The organism is Mesonia phycicola (genome assembly GCF_900141885.1).
Lineage (GTDB): Bacteria > Bacteroidota > Bacteroidia > Flavobacteriales > Flavobacteriaceae > Mesonia > Mesonia phycicola.
The window spans coordinates 102,291-119,153 of sequence record NZ_FQYY01000008.1 but is presented as its reverse complement, the minus strand read 5'-3'; the positions used below and the strand labels follow the sequence as shown (position 1 = coordinate 119,153).

Annotated in this window: 19 protein-coding genes; 7 read left to right on the top strand and 12 right to left on the bottom strand. The window is 29.8% G+C overall.

Features of this window, described 5'->3' with window-relative positions; translation table 11 throughout:
- Positions 1 to 24 precede the first annotated feature (24 nt).
- From BUC03_RS12515 to BUC03_RS12500, 4 genes are all read left to right on the top strand, one after another.
- Complete coding sequence (locus BUC03_RS12515; protein WP_234971622.1) at positions 25 to 570, top strand: TspO/MBR family protein; 546 nt, start codon at positions 25 to 27, stop codon at positions 568 to 570.
- Between the two features lie 79 nt (positions 571 to 649).
- A complete protein-coding gene (locus BUC03_RS12510) occupies positions 650 to 1,171 on the top strand; it encodes a DUF421 domain-containing protein (protein WP_073152621.1) in 522 nt (173 codons plus the stop codon).
- The gene (locus BUC03_RS12505) at positions 1,172 to 1,777 is read left to right on the top strand and encodes an FMN-binding negative transcriptional regulator (protein WP_073152618.1); all 606 of its coding nucleotides are present in this window, start codon (positions 1,172 to 1,174) and stop codon (positions 1,775 to 1,777) included.
- Between the two features lie 218 nt (positions 1,778 to 1,995).
- Positions 1,996 to 3,960, top strand: coding sequence for a DUF2075 domain-containing protein (locus BUC03_RS12500; protein WP_073152616.1), 1,965 nt, complete (start codon positions 1,996 to 1,998; stop codon positions 3,958 to 3,960).
- A gap of 15 nt (positions 3,961 to 3,975) precedes the next feature.
- Here BUC03_RS12500 and BUC03_RS12495 read toward each other — a convergent pair whose 3' ends face one another.
- Together BUC03_RS12495 and BUC03_RS12490 are read right to left on the bottom strand one after the other, a co-directional pair.
- A complete protein-coding gene (locus BUC03_RS12495) occupies positions 3,976 to 4,923 on the bottom strand; it encodes a bile acid:sodium symporter family protein (protein WP_073152613.1) in 948 nt (315 codons plus the stop codon).
- Positions 4,913 to 6,148, bottom strand: a complete 1,236-nt coding sequence (locus BUC03_RS12490; protein WP_073152611.1) for a BaiN/RdsA family NAD(P)/FAD-dependent oxidoreductase — start codon at positions 6,146 to 6,148, stop codon at positions 4,913 to 4,915. Before BUC03_RS12490 ends, BUC03_RS12495 begins: the two co-directional genes overlap by 11 nt.
- Before the next feature lie 69 nt (positions 6,149 to 6,217).
- Between BUC03_RS12490 and BUC03_RS12485 the strand changes: the two genes are divergently transcribed.
- Both BUC03_RS12485 and BUC03_RS12480 read left to right on the top strand, forming a co-directional pair.
- Positions 6,218 to 6,652 carry a hypothetical protein gene (locus tag BUC03_RS12485; protein ID WP_073152609.1) on the top strand — a complete coding sequence of 145 codons (435 nt, stop codon included), beginning with the start codon at positions 6,218 to 6,220 and terminating at the stop codon, positions 6,650 to 6,652.
- Between the two features lie 2 nt (positions 6,653 to 6,654).
- Positions 6,655 to 7,062, top strand: coding sequence for a DoxX family protein (locus BUC03_RS12480; RefSeq protein WP_073152606.1), 408 nt, complete (start codon positions 6,655 to 6,657; stop codon positions 7,060 to 7,062).
- Positions 7,063 to 7,137: 75 nt separating this feature from the next.
- Here the strand turns inward: BUC03_RS12480 and BUC03_RS12475 are convergent, their stop codons facing one another.
- Positions 7,138 to 8,181, bottom strand: coding sequence for a flavin-containing monooxygenase (locus tag BUC03_RS12475; RefSeq protein ID WP_073152603.1), 1,044 nt, complete (start codon positions 8,179 to 8,181; stop codon positions 7,138 to 7,140).
- Between the two features lie 336 nt (positions 8,182 to 8,517).
- Between BUC03_RS12475 and BUC03_RS12470 the strand changes: the two genes are divergently transcribed.
- Positions 8,518 to 9,183: a zinc-dependent peptidase gene (locus BUC03_RS12470; RefSeq protein ID WP_234971621.1), complete on the top strand. Its 666-nt coding sequence runs from the start codon at positions 8,518 to 8,520 to the stop codon at positions 9,181 to 9,183.
- Between the two features lie 9 nt (positions 9,184 to 9,192).
- Here the strand turns inward: BUC03_RS12470 and BUC03_RS12465 are convergent, their stop codons facing one another.
- The 9 genes from BUC03_RS12465 to BUC03_RS12425 all read right to left on the bottom strand — a co-directional run bounded on the left by BUC03_RS12465 (position 9,193) and on the right by BUC03_RS12425 (position 16,857).
- Positions 9,193 to 9,936, bottom strand: a complete 744-nt coding sequence (locus BUC03_RS12465; protein WP_073152598.1) for an NYN domain-containing protein — start codon at positions 9,934 to 9,936, stop codon at positions 9,193 to 9,195.
- Between the two features lie 12 nt (positions 9,937 to 9,948).
- On the bottom strand, positions 9,949 to 10,932 hold the full coding sequence (locus BUC03_RS12460; protein ID WP_234971620.1) for a YpdA family putative bacillithiol disulfide reductase: 984 nt from the start codon (positions 10,930 to 10,932) through the stop codon (positions 9,949 to 9,951).
- Positions 10,919 to 11,581, bottom strand: a complete 663-nt coding sequence (gene rpe / locus BUC03_RS12455) for a ribulose-phosphate 3-epimerase (protein ID WP_143159195.1) — start codon at positions 11,579 to 11,581, stop codon at positions 10,919 to 10,921. The genes BUC03_RS12460 and rpe overlap by 14 nt, the downstream gene beginning before the upstream one ends.
- A gap of 48 nt (positions 11,582 to 11,629) precedes the next feature.
- On the bottom strand, positions 11,630 to 12,037 hold the full coding sequence (locus BUC03_RS12450) for a BLUF domain-containing protein (RefSeq protein WP_073152592.1): 408 nt from the start codon (positions 12,035 to 12,037) through the stop codon (positions 11,630 to 11,632).
- 167 nt (positions 12,038 to 12,204) lie between these two features.
- A complete protein-coding gene (locus BUC03_RS12445; RefSeq protein WP_073152589.1) occupies positions 12,205 to 13,068 on the bottom strand; it encodes a sigma-70 family RNA polymerase sigma factor in 864 nt (287 codons plus the stop codon).
- Between the two features lie 132 nt (positions 13,069 to 13,200).
- A complete protein-coding gene (locus BUC03_RS12440; protein WP_073152586.1) occupies positions 13,201 to 14,526 on the bottom strand; it encodes an outer membrane beta-barrel protein in 1,326 nt (441 codons plus the stop codon).
- Entirely contained in the window at positions 14,516 to 15,094 is a 579-nt protein-coding gene (locus BUC03_RS12435) for an RNA polymerase sigma factor (RefSeq protein WP_073152583.1), read from the bottom strand. Before BUC03_RS12435 ends, BUC03_RS12440 begins: the two co-directional genes overlap by 11 nt.
- 7 nt (positions 15,095 to 15,101) lie before the next feature.
- Positions 15,102 to 15,509 (bottom strand): hypothetical protein, encoded by a 408-nt coding sequence (locus tag BUC03_RS12430; protein ID WP_073152581.1) that lies wholly within the window; start codon positions 15,507 to 15,509, stop codon positions 15,102 to 15,104.
- Between the two features lie 277 nt (positions 15,510 to 15,786).
- Entirely contained in the window at positions 15,787 to 16,857 is a 1,071-nt protein-coding gene (locus BUC03_RS12425; protein WP_073152578.1) for a hypothetical protein, read from the bottom strand.
- Positions 16,858 to 16,863: the final 6 nt, after the last annotated feature.

The window sequence follows — 16,863 nt, the reverse complement described above, 5'->3', positions numbered from 1 at the left end:
TTTTGTGCAAATATAAAAGAATGATTGTCTGAAGAAGGTGTTGTAATTCAAAAAATATTTTTAAATTACAACAATGCTAATTGTAATATCGTGAATAGAAAACCAAACTACTATAAAATAGCTTCTAGTGTGCTTATTTGCGTGCTAATAGGTTTTTTGAGTACGCTAGCTATTCAAAAAAGTTTGCATAATTGGTTGGCGGTAATTAACAAGCCTTCTTTTGTGATAGCAGATTGGTTATACACTTCTTTATGGATAATCAATTTTGCTTTTATGGGAATTGCAGCAGGAGTAGTGTGGAGTAGAGGCTTGCATCACATATGGGTTAAAACAGCATTATATCATTTTGGGTTTCAGTTATTATTAACTGCAGCTTGGTTTTTAGTCTTTTTTGAGCTAAAATCTCCTTTATTAGCTTTTTTACTTATTGCGGCATTATTTATATTATTACTTTTTACTATGAAGTGGTTTAAAATAGTAAAACCAATAGCTGCCTATTTGTTAATACCCTATACAGTTTGGATAGCTTATACCGCAATAGTAAATTTTGAAATTTGGAGGCTCAATTAATAAATCTTCGTTAATACACTTGATGGTCTGTTTTAATTTATTTTTATTTAGTAAATACTCAACTAAATAAAAAAATAAGATGGAAAAATGGTTACAAACAAGTCCGCAATCACTTATTAATATTGTTTTATGCGCTATTGGTATTTACATAGCAGTAATAATATGTACTAGAATAGCAGGGAAACGGAGTTTTTCTAAAATGTCTAGCTTTGATTTTGCTATTACCGTAGCCATAGGTTCTATGGTTGCATCTACTATTTTATCATCTTCTGTAAGTTTAATAGACGGGGCAGTTGGTTTACTAGCTGTATATTTATTAAAGATGATAGCTGCTGTATTAAGAAGATTTTCTTTCTTTGAAAAAGTTATAGACAACTCCCCATTATTGTTAATGGACGGGCAGCATATTTTAGAAGAAAATTTAAAAAAAGCACAAGTCACCAAGTCAGATTTATATTCAAAACTAAGAGAAGCTAATGTCTTACAATTGTCTCAAGTAAGAGCAGTTATTTTTGAAGCTACAGGAGATATATCTGTTTTGCATACCCAAGATAAAGACATACAAATAGAACAACAATTATTAAAAGGAGTAGAAAAGTAAATGTACCAACCCAAAAAATACCTTAAACAAGACCAAGCGTATATATTTAAATTTATACAGCAACACCCATTTGCAACCTTAGTAATACAAGGCACAGATTTACTAGCAACTCACATACCTGTGTTAGTAAAAGGTACTTCTACTAGCTTTCAATTATACAGCCATATAGCAAACCACAATGAGATGCATTCTTTTTTAAAAAATAATACTAAAGTGTTATTAATTTTTCAAGGAGCACACGGTTATATATCTTCTTCTTTATACCAAGAAAAAGATATAAGTACTTGGGATTATTCTGCCGTTCATATATCAGCAAACATACAATTGCAAAGTTTATCAGAATTAAAAACCTCACTAGCCCAACTAGTAAATCACTTTGAAAACAAACAAGAACAACCCCTCACTTATAACAATTTACCCACACAAATGGTAGAAGACCACTTGCCATTAATTACAGGTTTTTGGTTGAAGCCATACCAAATAAAAGCCATTGCCAAACATCACCAAGGCGCTAAAATTACCGATGTAAAAAACGTAATGAAGCACTTATCAAAAGAAGGAAACCACCAATTAGCAAAAGACCTTAAAAAAGAACATTTTAAATAAAGCTTAGCTTATGGCGTTACCTTACAGGTCAGGCTGTACGCTATATCTTTTGTTTTGCTGCCGCTACACAAAAGGATGCCGCTTCCATCCTTAACGCGGGGTTTTTTAGTGTGAGATAATTTTTAACACTTTGATTTGTGATATCTTACAGGGAAAGAAAAATTTATAAAATAAATTCGCTTACATTTTTAATTAATTACTAATACATAAATAGTATAATGAATAGAGCTTATTATGAAAACTCAATTTCGAATTTCATTACGGAGAATCTAAATTCAATATTGGGACAATTAAGTCTAAACCATTCAAATAGACAATTAGAAGATTTACAAAAAAATGCTTGGGTAAAGCAAATCGAGATACTAAAAGAACAATTAGTTAATTTTAAAGGTAAAATATATTTTGAATTTGCTATTCCTAGAATGGGAAAAAGAGTTGATAATATTATTATTATTTCAGATACTATTTTTGTTGTAGAATTTAAAGTTGGAGAAGGGAATTTTGAAAGTCATGCTCAAACTCAAGTACTAGATTATACTTTAGATTTAAAAAATTTTCATGAAGGGAGTCATAACACTAAATTAATACCTCTTTTAATAGCAACAAATGCAAAAGGTGTAGTACCTGACATAGAAGAGGTGGTTAATCATAGAGCTGTGGCAAAAACGAATAAAAGAGAGTTAAAGAATACTTTAGAACTATTCTTAGGGAAAGGTAATAAATCTATTAATTGTGATTTTTGGGAAAATTCAATTTACAAACCTACACCAACTATTATTGAGGCTGCCCAAGCTTTATATAAAGGGCATAATGTTAAAGATATTTCTAGATCTGGTTCAGGTGAAATTAATTTATCCAAAACAACTAATTGTTTAAATAAGATAATAGAGCATTCAAAACATCATAAAATAAAGACTATATGCTTTGTAACAGGTGTTCCAGGGGCAGGAAAAACATTAGCAGGGTTAAATATAGCTAATGAAAGAATGAAAGTAGATGAAGATGAACACGCTGTTTTTCTTTCAGGAAATGGGCCTTTAGTAGATGTACTTAGAGAAGCATTGACAAGAGACTTAGTTGAAAATTCAAAACTAAAGGGCAATCCAATTACTAAGGAAAAAGCAAAACGAGAAACGAGTGCTTTTATTCAGAATATACATCATTTCAGAGATGAGTATCTAAAGCAAGATATAGAACCTACTGAAAAAGTTGTTGTTTTTGACGAAGCACAAAGGGCTTGGAATGAAAAACAAGTTAGTTCTTTTATGAAGCGCAAAAAAGGCATTGAGAATTTTAAAATGTCTGAACCTGAATTCTTAATAGATGTAATGAATAGACACAAAGATTGGTGTGTAATTATTTGTTTAATTGGAGGAGGGCAGGAAATTAATACAGGAGAAGCAGGTATTGAAGAGTGGATCAACTCTTTAATTAAAAATTATTCAGGATGGAATGTTCATTATTCAAACCTCATAACTGGTAGTTCAAATTATATAAAGACAAAGATTCAAAAAAAATGGTTGAAAAATAATGCGCATTCAGAATCAGAATTACACCTTTCAGTGTGTATAAGATCATTTCGATCTGAAAAAATTTCGGCTTTTATTCAAGAGCTTTTAGAGTTAAATATAACTGAAGCAAAAAAGATATATAATCAAATTCATAAAGATTTTCCTATTTATATCACTAGAGACTTATCTAAGGCCAAAAACTGGTTGAGAAAAAAAGCAAAGGGATCTGAAAGAACAGGGGTAATAGCTTCTTCCGGAGCAAGAAGATTACGACCTTTCGGGATTAATGTTAAAAATGAAATATCAGCTCCTGTTTGGTTCTTAAATAGTGAAAGAGATATACGTTCATCGTATTTTTTAGAAGAAGTGGCTACTGAGTTTGATATTCAAGGCCTTGAAATTGATTGGTCATGTTTAGCTTGGGGGGCAAATTTTTATTTTAATGATAATTCATGGAATTATCAGAGCTTTAAAGGAACTAAATGGCAAAATATTAAACAAGAGACAAGTAAAGAATACTTAAAAAATACATATAGAGTTCTTTTAACTAGAGCTAGACAAGGAATGGTTATATTTATTCCTGAAGGCTCGGAAGTTGATTTTACAAGATCTGATTTATTCTATAATGGAACCTGGAAATATTTCAAAGAGATTGGTATTGAAGAAATATAAAAATATAACTAACCTTTAATTTCCCCTTTTCGCATACCTTTCTGCAAAGATAGAAACTAAAATTAATTGGGTGATATGAAATAGCATAATTGGTAGCAAAAACAAACCTGCGCCAGCAGAATTACCAAAAATAATTTTAGCCATTACAGAGCCGTGAACTAAAGATTTTTTAGATCCGCAAAAACGTGCAGTAATCGTATCTTCTTTATTAAAATGCAGCCAATTAGCAATTAATCCCGTAGCTCCGTAAATTATATAGAATAATGCGAGTACACACGCAAATAAAAGCAGAAGACTTAAAAAGCTTAGGTTAGAAAAAATATTAGCTGTAAAAGATGTACTAAAACTACTATATACAATTAGTACAATAATACATTTATCAAATAAGCCAAGTTTACTTTTATACCTATTAACAAAAACTCTTAATGTACGGTGAAGTAAAAAACCTAAAGTAAGCGGTATAATAATTTGGTACAATAATTTTAAAAAGACATCTGTAAAGGTAAAACCTTCTGAAGCATCTAAGAAAAAGCCTAACCAAAACGGAGTGATAATTACGCCTATAATTCCAGATAAACTAGCGTTAAAAATAGCAGCAGGTATATTTCCTTTTGCTAAAGAAACCATAACTACAGAAGAAGAAACGGTAGAAGGTAAAGCTGCTAAAAAGAAAAAAGCAAGCCAATATTCTTCTGCAGTAGTATCTTTTAAAAACGGATATGCAATGAGTACCAATGCCGGAAAAAGCAGAAATGTGGTGAGTTGTATTAAAATGTGTAATTTGTAATTACTCATTCCTAATTTTAATTCAGAAACAGAAAGTTTTAGTCCGTAAAAAAAGAAAATAAAGCCAATTCCAATATCTGTAATTGTTTTTAAAGGAAGATAATCTCCCAGTTGCGGAAAAAGATAGGCAACCAAAATAGTAGCTAGTAAAGAAACTACAAAACCGTTAATCTTCATCGTTTTTTGTTGTATTAGTCATGGCTTTTGCGGCTATAAAACCACCCGTCCATGCGTTTTGAAAATTAAATCCGCCTGTGATGGCGTCTATATTTATTACTTCACCTGCTAAAAATAAATTTTTATAAAGCTTACTTTCAAAAGTTTTAAAATTTACCTCTTTTAAATCTACACCACCAGCGGTAACAAATTCTTCTTTAAAAGTACTTTTACCATTCACTGTAAACCTACAAGCGGTAAGTTTTTCACTTAACAATAGCAGTTGTTTTTTGTTAAGGTCTGCCCATTTTTGTTGATCAGAAATTTTAATACTTATTAATAAATTTTGCCACAATCTTTTAGGTAGTTCAAATTGAGCGTAGGTGCTTACATTTTGTTTAGCATACTTAATTTTTAATTCTTTTAATTGCTCTAAAGCATCATCTGTAGAAGTATAACCTAACCAATTAACCTGAATTTTAAATAAATATTTTTTTTCAGCCAATAATTGTGCTCCCCAGGCAGAAAGTTTTAAAATTCCAGGTCCGCTTAATCCCCAATGGGTAATTAATAAAGGTCCTTCACTTTCTAGTTTTTCATCTACTAATTTTACATGTGCAAAAGTAGAAACGCCAGCTAAGTCTTTAATTAAATGGTCTTGTATATTAAATGTGAATAAAGAAGGTACGGCTGGTACAATTTGATGGCCTAAGGTTTCTAATAGATTCCAAATTTTAGGGTTACTTCCTGTAGCTACCAAAATCTTTTTAGCAGTAAAATCTCCTTTATTGGTTTTTATAACCCAAGAATTGTTAGATTTTTTAATTTTTTGAACCGAGTGACTTGTTTTAATTTCTACGCCAAGTCTTTCCGTTTCATTTAAAAAACAATCAATAATAGTTTCAGAAGAATCTGTAGAAGGAAACATTCTTCCATCTTCTTCTATTTTAAGTTCAATACCTCTTTCTTCAAACCAAGCAATAGTATCTCCTGTCATAAATTGATGAAAAGGCCCTAACAACTCACGTTCTCCACGTGGGTAATTTTTAGAAAGTTCTTTAGGTAAAAATTCTGCGTGAGTTACATTACAGCGTCCACCTCCAGAAATTCTTACTTTAGTTAATACTTCTTTACCACGCTCTAAAATAGCAATGTTTAAATCAAGATTAGCTTCTGCAGCATTAATAGCTGTAAAAAAACCTGCTGCACCACCACCAATTATTAAAATATCATATTGTTGAACCATAAGGCAAAAATAAGTATTTGGTTGGTCTATTGTTAAATTTGTTTATTTTTATACTTAAATATTATAATTATGAAAAAAGGCCTTTTATTGGTGTTGTTAAGTGTTGTTGTGTGGAGTTGCGACAAGAAGATTCCTAAAGAAAAACAAGAGTATGATAAAGCTATATCAGAAATTTTAGCAGTACATGATGAGGTAATGCCTCAAATGGGAACGTTGAGCAGCTTAATTGAAAAAACGGAAGCTAAAATAGATACTACAGCAGAAGGTAAAAAGTTTAAGCACGTAAATGAAAATTTAAAAGAAGCTCACGAGTCTATGATGACGTGGATGGTAGAGTTTGGAGATGAATTTCCTAATGCGTTAAAAGATACTCTTTATTCTATAGAAGAATACCATAAAAGAGAACCTAAAGTAGAAAATGAGAAGCAGAAAGTACAAGAGATGAAGTCTATGGTTTTTAGAAGTGTAGAGAAAGCAAAAAGCCTTTTAGAAAAACAAGAATAAATATGAGCTATAAAACAAATCTTAATTTACGAGCTACAGATATAAGCTTACTTTTATTTAGAATAGGAATATCTGTTTTAATGTTAAACCACGGATACTCTAAAATGTTGAAACTTTTTAGTGGAAATGATATTGTATTTGCAGACCCAATGGGTATAGGAGCTACACCAAGTCTAGCACTAGCTGTTTTTGCCGAGGTGGTTTGCTCTATACTATTAATTATTGGTTTAGGTACCAAATTAGCAGCAATACCATTAGCAATTACTATGGCGGTTGCTGTATTTATAGTTCACGCACCAGATGGTATGTCTCATCAAGAATTACCTTTGTTATATCTGTTTAGTTACGGATTATTAATTTTTACAGGAGGTGGTAAGTATTCTTTAGATCATTACTTTTTAAAGAAATAATTTACAAGCTATATTTTAATTTTATATAATTAAAAAAGCGTTATTCTAAATTTTAGAATGACGCTTTTTTAAGTTTTAAACCGTTTCTTTCTTTATCTGTTTAGCTAAATATTCGGCATCTTTTTTAATACCTCCCAATGTAGCAGAACCTCTTGTGTGTAACCAAGGTAAGCCAATAAAATATAAACCTTTTATACTACTTACACCTCGTTGGTGCACGGGGTAACCTTCGTGATCTAGCTCTAAACCATCAATCCAAGAAAAGTTAGGTCTATAACCCGTAGCCCAAATAATATTTTTTACATCTGTAAGTTGTTGCTTTTCTGTTTCTATAATTTCTTCTTGAGCAGCATTAGTTCTACCTACCGCAATGACCTGTTTTCTGCCTAAAATTTTTTTTACATCTGTACCAATTACAGGCTGTTTAGAATGGGTAATTTTTTTACCAATCCAAGAATTCTTGCTAAAACTTAAAAATCCAGATTTGGTAAACCACCACCAAAGTGTTTTTCCTAATATTTCCTGCGGAAGCGTTTTTACATCTGTATCACCAGAAAAATAGGTTTTTCTTCCATTTTTAGATATTTCATCTAGAATTTGAAATCCGCTATCTCCAGCTCCTACCACCATTGCTGGACCATCTTGTAGTTGAGATGGGTTTTTGTAATAATTACTATGTATTTGAAAAATATTTGAAGCTATTAATTTACTACAAGGCGGAGTGTAAGGTATATGAAAAGGGCCTGTAGCTATTATAACTTGTTTGCAAGCCAAATTACCTTGATTGGTGGTAAGTATAAATTTGTCTGCTTGTTTTTCTATTTTTTGTACTAGTGTATTTAGTTGTACTGGTATGTTAAATTTTTTTACATAGGTTTTAAAATATTCTGCTACTTCATATTTATTAGGGTAGTGCCCTTTTTTTGCAGGAAAATCCATGCCTGCCATATGGTTAAATTCTGTAGGGGTAAATAAGGTGAGGGAGTCCCAGCGGTTAAGCCAACTAGCACCAATTTCATCTTCTTTATCTATTACTAAATAATCTTGTTGGAGTTGCTCTAGATAATAAGCCATAGAGAGCCCTGCTTGTGCAGCCCCAATTATTATAAAATCCCGCATTTTTTATTATTGAATTATTCGTGATATAATAAGTTTTTTTATGCTGAAATGCAAGTTTTATACAATATCTCTAAGAATCTTTTATACGTTTTTAAATATGGAATAAAGAACAATTAGTATGTGTGAAATACAATGATGTTTTGATATTTTTCGATTATATTCGAAATTGTTTCTATGGAAAATACTAATGTTTATTATTTAATATTTGCGCTATTCATTTTTGGGTTATGCACTCTTGTTTTTGTGAAATTTATAGAGTTAATAGAATATTTATATTTATTGTTTTATAAGAAACCTGCCTATGTTCATTTCTATTTCAGGTTAAAAAAGCTACCGTTGGAGGAAGAGCGTTTTTTAAAAGATAAATTTGTTTTTTACAATAGATTAACCAAGAAACAAAAAACTTTTTTTCAGCATAGAGTATTTCTTTTTATAAAAGATAAAAGCTTTGAAGGCCGTGAAGGATTTAAAGTTACACAAGAAGTTAAATTGTATATAGCAGCTACAGCAGTGATGCTTACTTTTGGAATGAGAAAATTTTTGTTACCTTCTTTAAGCAAGATTATTATATATCCAGATGTTTACCACTCTACCATAAATAATACATACCATAAAGGAGAGTTTAACCCAAAGTTAGAAGCATTAGTTTTTTCTTGGAAAGATTTTTTGCAAGGTTTTGCAACGCGCAGAGATAATCTAAATTTAGCGGTTCATGAGTTTATTCATGTAATTCAGATAAATAGTTTAAAGTATAGCGATGTAAGTTCTGCTATGTTTACAGATGCTAGTAAAGAAATGTTAGCTCTTCTTTTAAATAAAAACATTAGAGCGCGTCTAGATTCTACAGAGTATTTTAGAGATTATGCGTATACAAATCAATTTGAATTTTTAGCAGTTTTGGTAGAGTATTTTATTGAAAACCCACTAGAGCTGAAACAAAATTTCCCTGAGTTTTATTTAAAAATCAGGGAAATGCTTAATTATAATTTTAGAGGGTATTAATTGTTACCGCTATTCTTTATTTCTTACGTAAATAAGTTTAAACTTATTATTTTGATTTTCTCTTGATTCTATTTCAAAATCTGGAATAGAATTAATCATAGGAGTAAGTTTTTGAAAACCAAAGTTTCTAGAATCAAAATTAGGTTGTTTTTTTTGCAGTAAACTACCTACATCACCCAAAAAAGCCCATCCGTCTTCATCTGCTACATCAGAAATTGTATTGGCAATTAGTTTTATTACTTTAGGTGTAATATTATCTACATCTTCTTTTTTATCGGTTTTATTTTTAGAAGAAACTTGTCCGTTTTCAATTTCTTTAGTTTTATTTTTTAAAATTTCGATATAAATAAACTTATCACAAGCAACAATAAAAGGTTCTGGTGTTTTCTTTTCACCAATTCCTATTACATTTTTACCTGCTTCTCTAAGTCTAGTTGCTAATTTTGTAAAATCACTGTCGCTAGAAACTAAGCAAAAACCATCTACTTTATCTGAATATAAAATATCCATAGCATCAATAATCATAGCAGAATCTGTAGCGTTTTTACCTTGGGTATAACCGTATTGTTGAATGGGGTTTACGGCATTTTCTAACAAAACATTTTTCCATTTGTTTAAATGCGGTTTGGTCCAATCTCCATAAATACGTTTAATGGTGGGGTTTCCGTATTTAGCAATTTCTTCTAACATTTCTTTGATGTATGCAGACGGAATGTTATCACCATCTATTAAAACTGCTAATTTGGTATCCATAAGTATAACTTTTTATTTAGCTGCGATGTTTTCCATAATCATCTTAGCATGAATTCTAGAATTTTCTATAAACCATTTGTGTGTTTCTAATCCGCCACAAATTACTCCAGCTAAGTAGACTCCTTTTAGGTTTGTCTCCATAGTTTGCTTGTTGTATTGTGGTATGTTATGATTGTCTTCTTGAATGGTTATGCCAATTTTTTTAAGAAAAGTAAAGTTGGGTCTGTACCCTGTAAGTGCTAAAACAAAATTATTTGCTAATGTTTTTATTTGGCCGTTTTCATCTTTAATATCTACTTCATCTTGCCTTATTTCGGTAATATTAGCATTAAAAAAAGCTTTTATACTCCCTTCTTCAATTCTATTAATAATATCTGGTCTTACCCAGTATTTTACTCTTTCTCCTATTTGTTTACCTCTAACTATCATTGTTACATTACCACCTTTTCTGTAGACTTCTAGAGCGGCATCTACAGAAGAATTACTTGCGCCTACTACAATTACTTCTTGGTTAGCAAAGTAATGTGGGTCTTTATAGTAATGAAAAACTTTTGGTAAATCTTCTCCCTTTACATTCATATAATTAGGGATGTCGTAAAAACCAGTAGCAACTACTACATTTTTACTTTTGTAATTGCTTTTAGAAGTAGTAATGGTGTAACTGTTATCTTCTTTTTCTATATGGTTTACTTCTTCAAATAAATGAATGTCTAGATTTTTAGAAGTAGCTATTCTTCTATAGTATTCTAATGCTTCTGCCTTAGAAGGTTTTGCATTTTTACTTATAAAAGGAATTTGGTCTATTTCTAGTTTTTCTGAAGAAGAAAAAAAAGTCATGTTGGTAGGGTAGTGGTATAAAGAATTAACCAAAGGTCCTTTTTCTATTACTTTGTAGGTTAAATTTCTTTTTTGCGCTTCTATAGCACAAGCAATACCAATTGGTCCTGCGCCAACTATAACAACATCTAGCAAAATATCTGATTTAAGAATTGGCAATTTCTTTTAAGTTTTTAATAGTATCTGTAGGGTTGGAAGATTTAAAAACAAAACTACCTGCAACTAGTACATCTGCACCAGCATCTATTAATTTTTTAGCATTATCACTATTTACACCGCCATCAATTTCTATTTGAGTATCTGCGTTGTTGTCTAGAATAAGCTCTTTTAATTGTTTAATTTTTTTATAGGTGTTTGGAATAAAGCTTTGTCCACCAAAACCTGGATTTACGCTCATTATGCAAACTAAATCTATATCATTAATTACATCTTCTAAAAGACTAATGTTGGTATGAGGGTTTACGGCAACTCCTGCACGCATACCTGCAGCTTTAATGGCTTGTAATGTTCTGTGTAAATGAGTACAAGCTTCATAATGCACAGTTAAGATATCTGCACCTAAGTCTGCAAATGTGGTAATGTAACGATCTGGATCTACAATCATTAAGTGAACATCTATTACTTTACCTGCGTGTTTGTTAATAGCTTGTAAAACAGGCATTCCAAAAGAAATGTTTGGTACAAAAACACCATCCATAATATCAATATGAAACCAGTCTGCTTCACTTTGATTAACCATTTCAATATCACGTTGTAAATTAGCAAAGTCTGCTGCTAAAATAGAAGGGGCAATTAATTTTGTCATAATTTTTATCTAGTAAGTAACAAAAATACTAAGAAATAATGGATTATTTTCTTAACGGCTTTTTAGAAATAATTTTAAAATTTCTTCTGCAGCGTTTCTTGGTTTATCTTCTAAAAGTCTAAGGTGGTGATGTAATCTATTAACTTTTTCTGTATTAAATTTATCGTCATCAGAAATATATTCACATATATAACTATCAAAAGGGGAGGTTTTTAATTCTTCTTCAAAAATTTTGATAATGTTTTTATGTCTTTTATCGTTTTGTTTTTCTTCCCATAGGGCAAGTACTTCTTTTGTTTCTCCTTCTATGATTTGAAATACATTACGTTCTGAATATAGAAACACTCCTTTTATATTTCTTTTTTCATATTTTTCTTGCGTAGCAATAAGTAATTTTAGTATCTCTTCTTTAGTGAAATTTAAATTAGAATTACTTAGATAGCAAATGGCGTGTCTCATAGAGTGATTTTAGATAAAAGTAATAAAAAACAGATTAAATCATATTTTTTTTGAAAAAATATGATTTTGGAATGAAAAAACCCCGGTAATCAGCCGGGGTTTCATTCATCAATCAAAAAACGAACAGTTATGTTATTAACTGTTTGTTACTGTAAAGTTACAAAAATTTAACCTAAGTAGGTTTTTAAAATTTTGCTTCTAGAGGTATGTTTTAATCTTCTAATTGCTTTTTCTTTAATTTGTCTTACTCTTTCTCTAGTTAAATCAAAAGTTTCTCCAATTTCTTCTAGAGTCATAGGTTGCTGATCTCCTAAACCAAAGTATAATCTAATTACGTCTGCTTCTCTTGGAGTAAGTGTTTCTAAAGATCTTTCAATTTCTGTTTTTAAAGAATCGTGTAATAAATCTTTATCAGGGTTTGGTGATTCTCCAGAACGTAAAACATCGTATAAATTAGAGTTTTCTCCTTCAATTAAAGGGGCATCCATAGATACGTGACGACCAGAATTTTTTAAAGATTCTTTTACGTCATTAATACTCATGTCTAACTCTTTTGCAATTTCTTCTGCATTTGGAGGTCTCTCATTAGATTGCTCTAAAAAAGCATAAGTTTTATTTATTTTATTTATAGACCCAATTTTATTTAGAGGTAGTCTAACAATTCTAGATTGCTCTGCTAATGCTTGTAATATAGATTGTCTAATCCACCAAACAGCATAAGAGATAAATTTAAAACCACGAGTTTCATCAAAACGTTTTGCAGCTTTAATTAATCCTAAATTACCTTCATTAATTAAATCTGGCAAAGTTAATCCTTGGTTTTGGTATTGTTTAGATACAGATACTACAAAACGTAGGTTAGCTTTTGTTAATTTCTCTAAAGCTCTATCATCTCCAGCTCTAATACGTTGTGCTAATTCTACTTCTTCATCTGCAGTAATTAAATCTACTTTACCAATTTCTTGTAAATACTTGTCTAGCGAAGCCGTTTCTCTATTAGTTACCTGCTTCGTAATTTTAAGTTGTCTCATTTACGTTCTCTAGATTATGTTTAAGAGTGTTATATATAATTATACGTAAGCATTAATAAAAGGTTACAAAAAGAATAAGAAAAATTTTATTTTATCTGTATAGCTTTTAAGTAAACGTGTTATAAGTTGTTTTTAATAATCAAATTTATACTTAATCCCAAGTTGTAGGTTAATAGAATAAGTGTTTACGTTATTTAATAAATTGAAATGATATTTAAATAAACTACCTGCTTCTATAGAGAAATTATTGTTTAAGGGATAGGTAGATAGCAAACCTGTTTGAATACTAAATGGATTTTTATTTAAAAAATTTAATTCACCTGCTGGTAGTGTTTGCTCTTGGTTAGTTAGGTTAATAGAATTATTTTTTTGAAAGAAGAAACTGAAACCTGCTTCTGCATTTAGTTTTAGTTTTTTGTTTCTTTTATTAAGTATGTTGTAAGATGCCATTAAAGGTATTTCATAAAACTCTAACTTATATTGTAAATCTAATTGATTAGTACCATTGGCAAAATTGTTTAGCATTTGTTGACTTATAAATGTGTTGGTGTTAATGTTTATAAATTTTTCTAAGCTAAGTGGTTCTTGCTCGTCTATGCTTATGTTTTTAATATCATATTTATAATGATTTACGGTAAGTCCTGTGTAAACCCATAGTTTTGGGGTTACCTCTGCAGATATTTGAAAACCATAGCTGTATCCTATTTTAATATTTTGTTTATAATTAGGGTTATTTGCTTCTAACGGATGATTCTTGTAAGGAGGTTTTAGAATATTTATTCCTGCTACTGGTTTTATTCCCCAAGTAATAAATTGTTCTTTTACTTGGTTTTTATTCTTTTTACTCTTTCTTTTTAGTAGCTCTCCTGAAATATCAAACTTATAAAATTCTAAACCTAACGGATTTAACTGGCAAGAAATAAATGAATCTTTATTAGAAGCAAAACTAATATGACTAGAATTGATAGGTTTTGTTATAGGTTGGTTGTGTTTTTTACTATAGTAAGATTCTTCTTGTTTGTTTACCGAAGCAATTTTATGATTATCTGTTTTTTTACTCTTAAAGCCTATAGTATTTTCACTTTTAAAAAGTGATTTTTTGTTGTTGTTTACTAATTTAATAGAATCTTTATTGTTGTGATTTTTATGCGTGATTTTTTCGTTTTCATGCAAAGATTTATTGCTGCTATCATTAACCTCATTAGGTGTGGTTTTGTTGGTGTTACTAGTGTTATTCTTGTTATTGGTAATTTTAACCTTATCAGAATTTACAAAAGTAGTATAACCGCCAATTGAAATAATAGAAAAAAGGCCAACAAATAAGAGTAAAAATACGAATCTTTTTTTCTTACGTCTGTAGCTAATAGTTTGATCTATAGAGTCCCAAACTTTATCACTAGGAACAAAGTTTTTATCGGGATTGTTAAATTTATTTTTCCAATTATTGTTAGGCTCCACGTTTAGCTTTTTTTAAATTACTACTATTATTTAAATTTTCTCTTAGATGAATTTTGGCTCTATGTAAATTAGATTTAGAGGTACTTATAGATATATCTAATTTTTCGCTAACTTCTTTATGAGAGTAACCGTCTAGGTAATATAAACTAAACACTAATCTATATTGATTGGGTAATTTTTGTATAGCATTAATTATACTTTGTAATGGTAAATCGTTAAATTCAGATAGCTTAGTTTCTTCTTCTTCTTTAAGCTGAGAATCGTAAAATATTACGTTAATTTCTTTTTTGTTTTTATAGAGACTTATAGCTTTATTAATAGCAATTCTTTTTAGCCAACCTTCAAATGATCCTTTAAATTTATACTTTTTTATATTCAGAAAAACCTCCACGAAAGTATCGTGCAGGTTATCTTCTGCCTCTGCTTTATTTCTACAATATTTTAAGCATACCAAAAACAACCTCTCTTTGTAAATTTCATAGAGTTCTTTTTGAGCTTTTCTATTGTTCTTTTTGCAAGAAAGTATGAGTTCTTTTTCTGTCAAATAGCTATTTTCTAATTTTCGCATGTAATTATTAAATCTTCATCGTGCACTTTTCTACATACTCTTTTAATTCATTATTGGTGTTTATATCTATAACTGTATTTTCTTCTAAAAAAGAGGAAGCATAAATAGGGTAACTAATACCTATTTTTAAACTAGGGTCTACAGCTGATAGAAAATCTGCTATTTCATCTTCCTCATTAATAGTAATGGTGTCTATATATTTTTGCTCTTTATTTAATAAATGAAAACTAATTGGAGAATTAAATTTTGAAAAAACAAATTCTCCTTCTCTAAGTGTATTTTGAGCAAGTAATTCATATAACTCTGAAGATTGATCTAAGATTTCGATATCTTCATACCTAGTATTTTTTTTATAATGTTTGTTATTACTTACCGATACAAATGTGACTACAGGCAATAAAATTATTTTTTTCATAATGTTTAATTTTAGTGGTTTAATAAATAGTCTTAGTTAAAGCAAAAGGTTGCGTGAAAAAAAAATATTTTTTTTGTTTTACCTGTAAAAATTAATTTTTCAACAGTTATAATTCATTTCCATTTTTACAATAAGTTAGTAAATTATAATTTTAATCTATTAGTTATGATTTGCTTCTACTTAATTTTTTAATACTAAAGGTAAATCAAAAACAGCTTTTGTTTATAAGGTTTGTAAAGCTGTTTTTGCCTTTCTTGTTTTTTTTAGTAATTACCTTTTAATTACAGTCTGTGACACCTTCTACAGTTATTTCTATGTCATCTATGTTGGTCCCTGTATAATAAGATTTTCGGTTTAAATATAAAGATTGAGGATTACTGATTAATGTATAACTTTCTAAATTTATACTATCTGTTGCGGTAGTTGCCCAATCTTGAGTTTCGTAAAAATTAAATTGAATAGGGTCTAGAAACTCTTCAGTATTAATAGTAAACATACAAGGTATATATTTTTCCAAAGAAACAACTAGCGGTTGTTGAGGGTCTTCTTGGCATATTTCAATTTCGTAATTTATACATTTTGCAAGACAAATTCTCTGCATTAAAATGGTATTGGTGCCATCTGTAATTTCAAAATTGCAGCACTCGTTAAAACCAGATAGTACTTCCCAATCTTTATTAAGAAAGTTTAATTCTCCGTTATTTTTTAAAAAAATGTTTAGATATAAATTATCTTCACTAATATCTGAATGGGCTAACCAACTCCCGTCGTATCTAATGTTGTCATGATAAAAAGAGAGTCTGCCACTTTCTGATAAGCTAAATAAATCACCTTCAAACTCTGTGTGATTTGTAAATGATTTAATTTCCCAATAGCAAATATCATAAGCTTCCCCTTCGTTAGTGCCAGTTAAATAATTTTTACAAGCAATGATTAATTCTTCATTAACGCAAGTTTCAATAGACTCTTTTAAATCTTGATTATTTTGAATTTCTATAATATTTCCATTGCTGTCGGTTGTCATTAGAGGGTAATTAATACCCATTTGTAAATTGATGGGGATTGAATTTAGAAAATCACTAAACTCAGTTCCACTATTAATATAATTTGAACTTACATAATCTTGATTTGCATCAAAAAGATATATAACTAACGGATAATTAAATTTTATGCAGCTAATAGTTTCTTCGTTAGGGTTATCTGAGCTAGCTATTCTGTTAATGTAAGAACTAAGTTCAGATTCTTTTTCTATAATTTCTACATCTTCATACGCTGGTAACCCTATAATCTCGTTTTCACATGATAAAACTGTGAAACTTATAATAATTATTAAAAAAAGTCTTTTCATAACGTT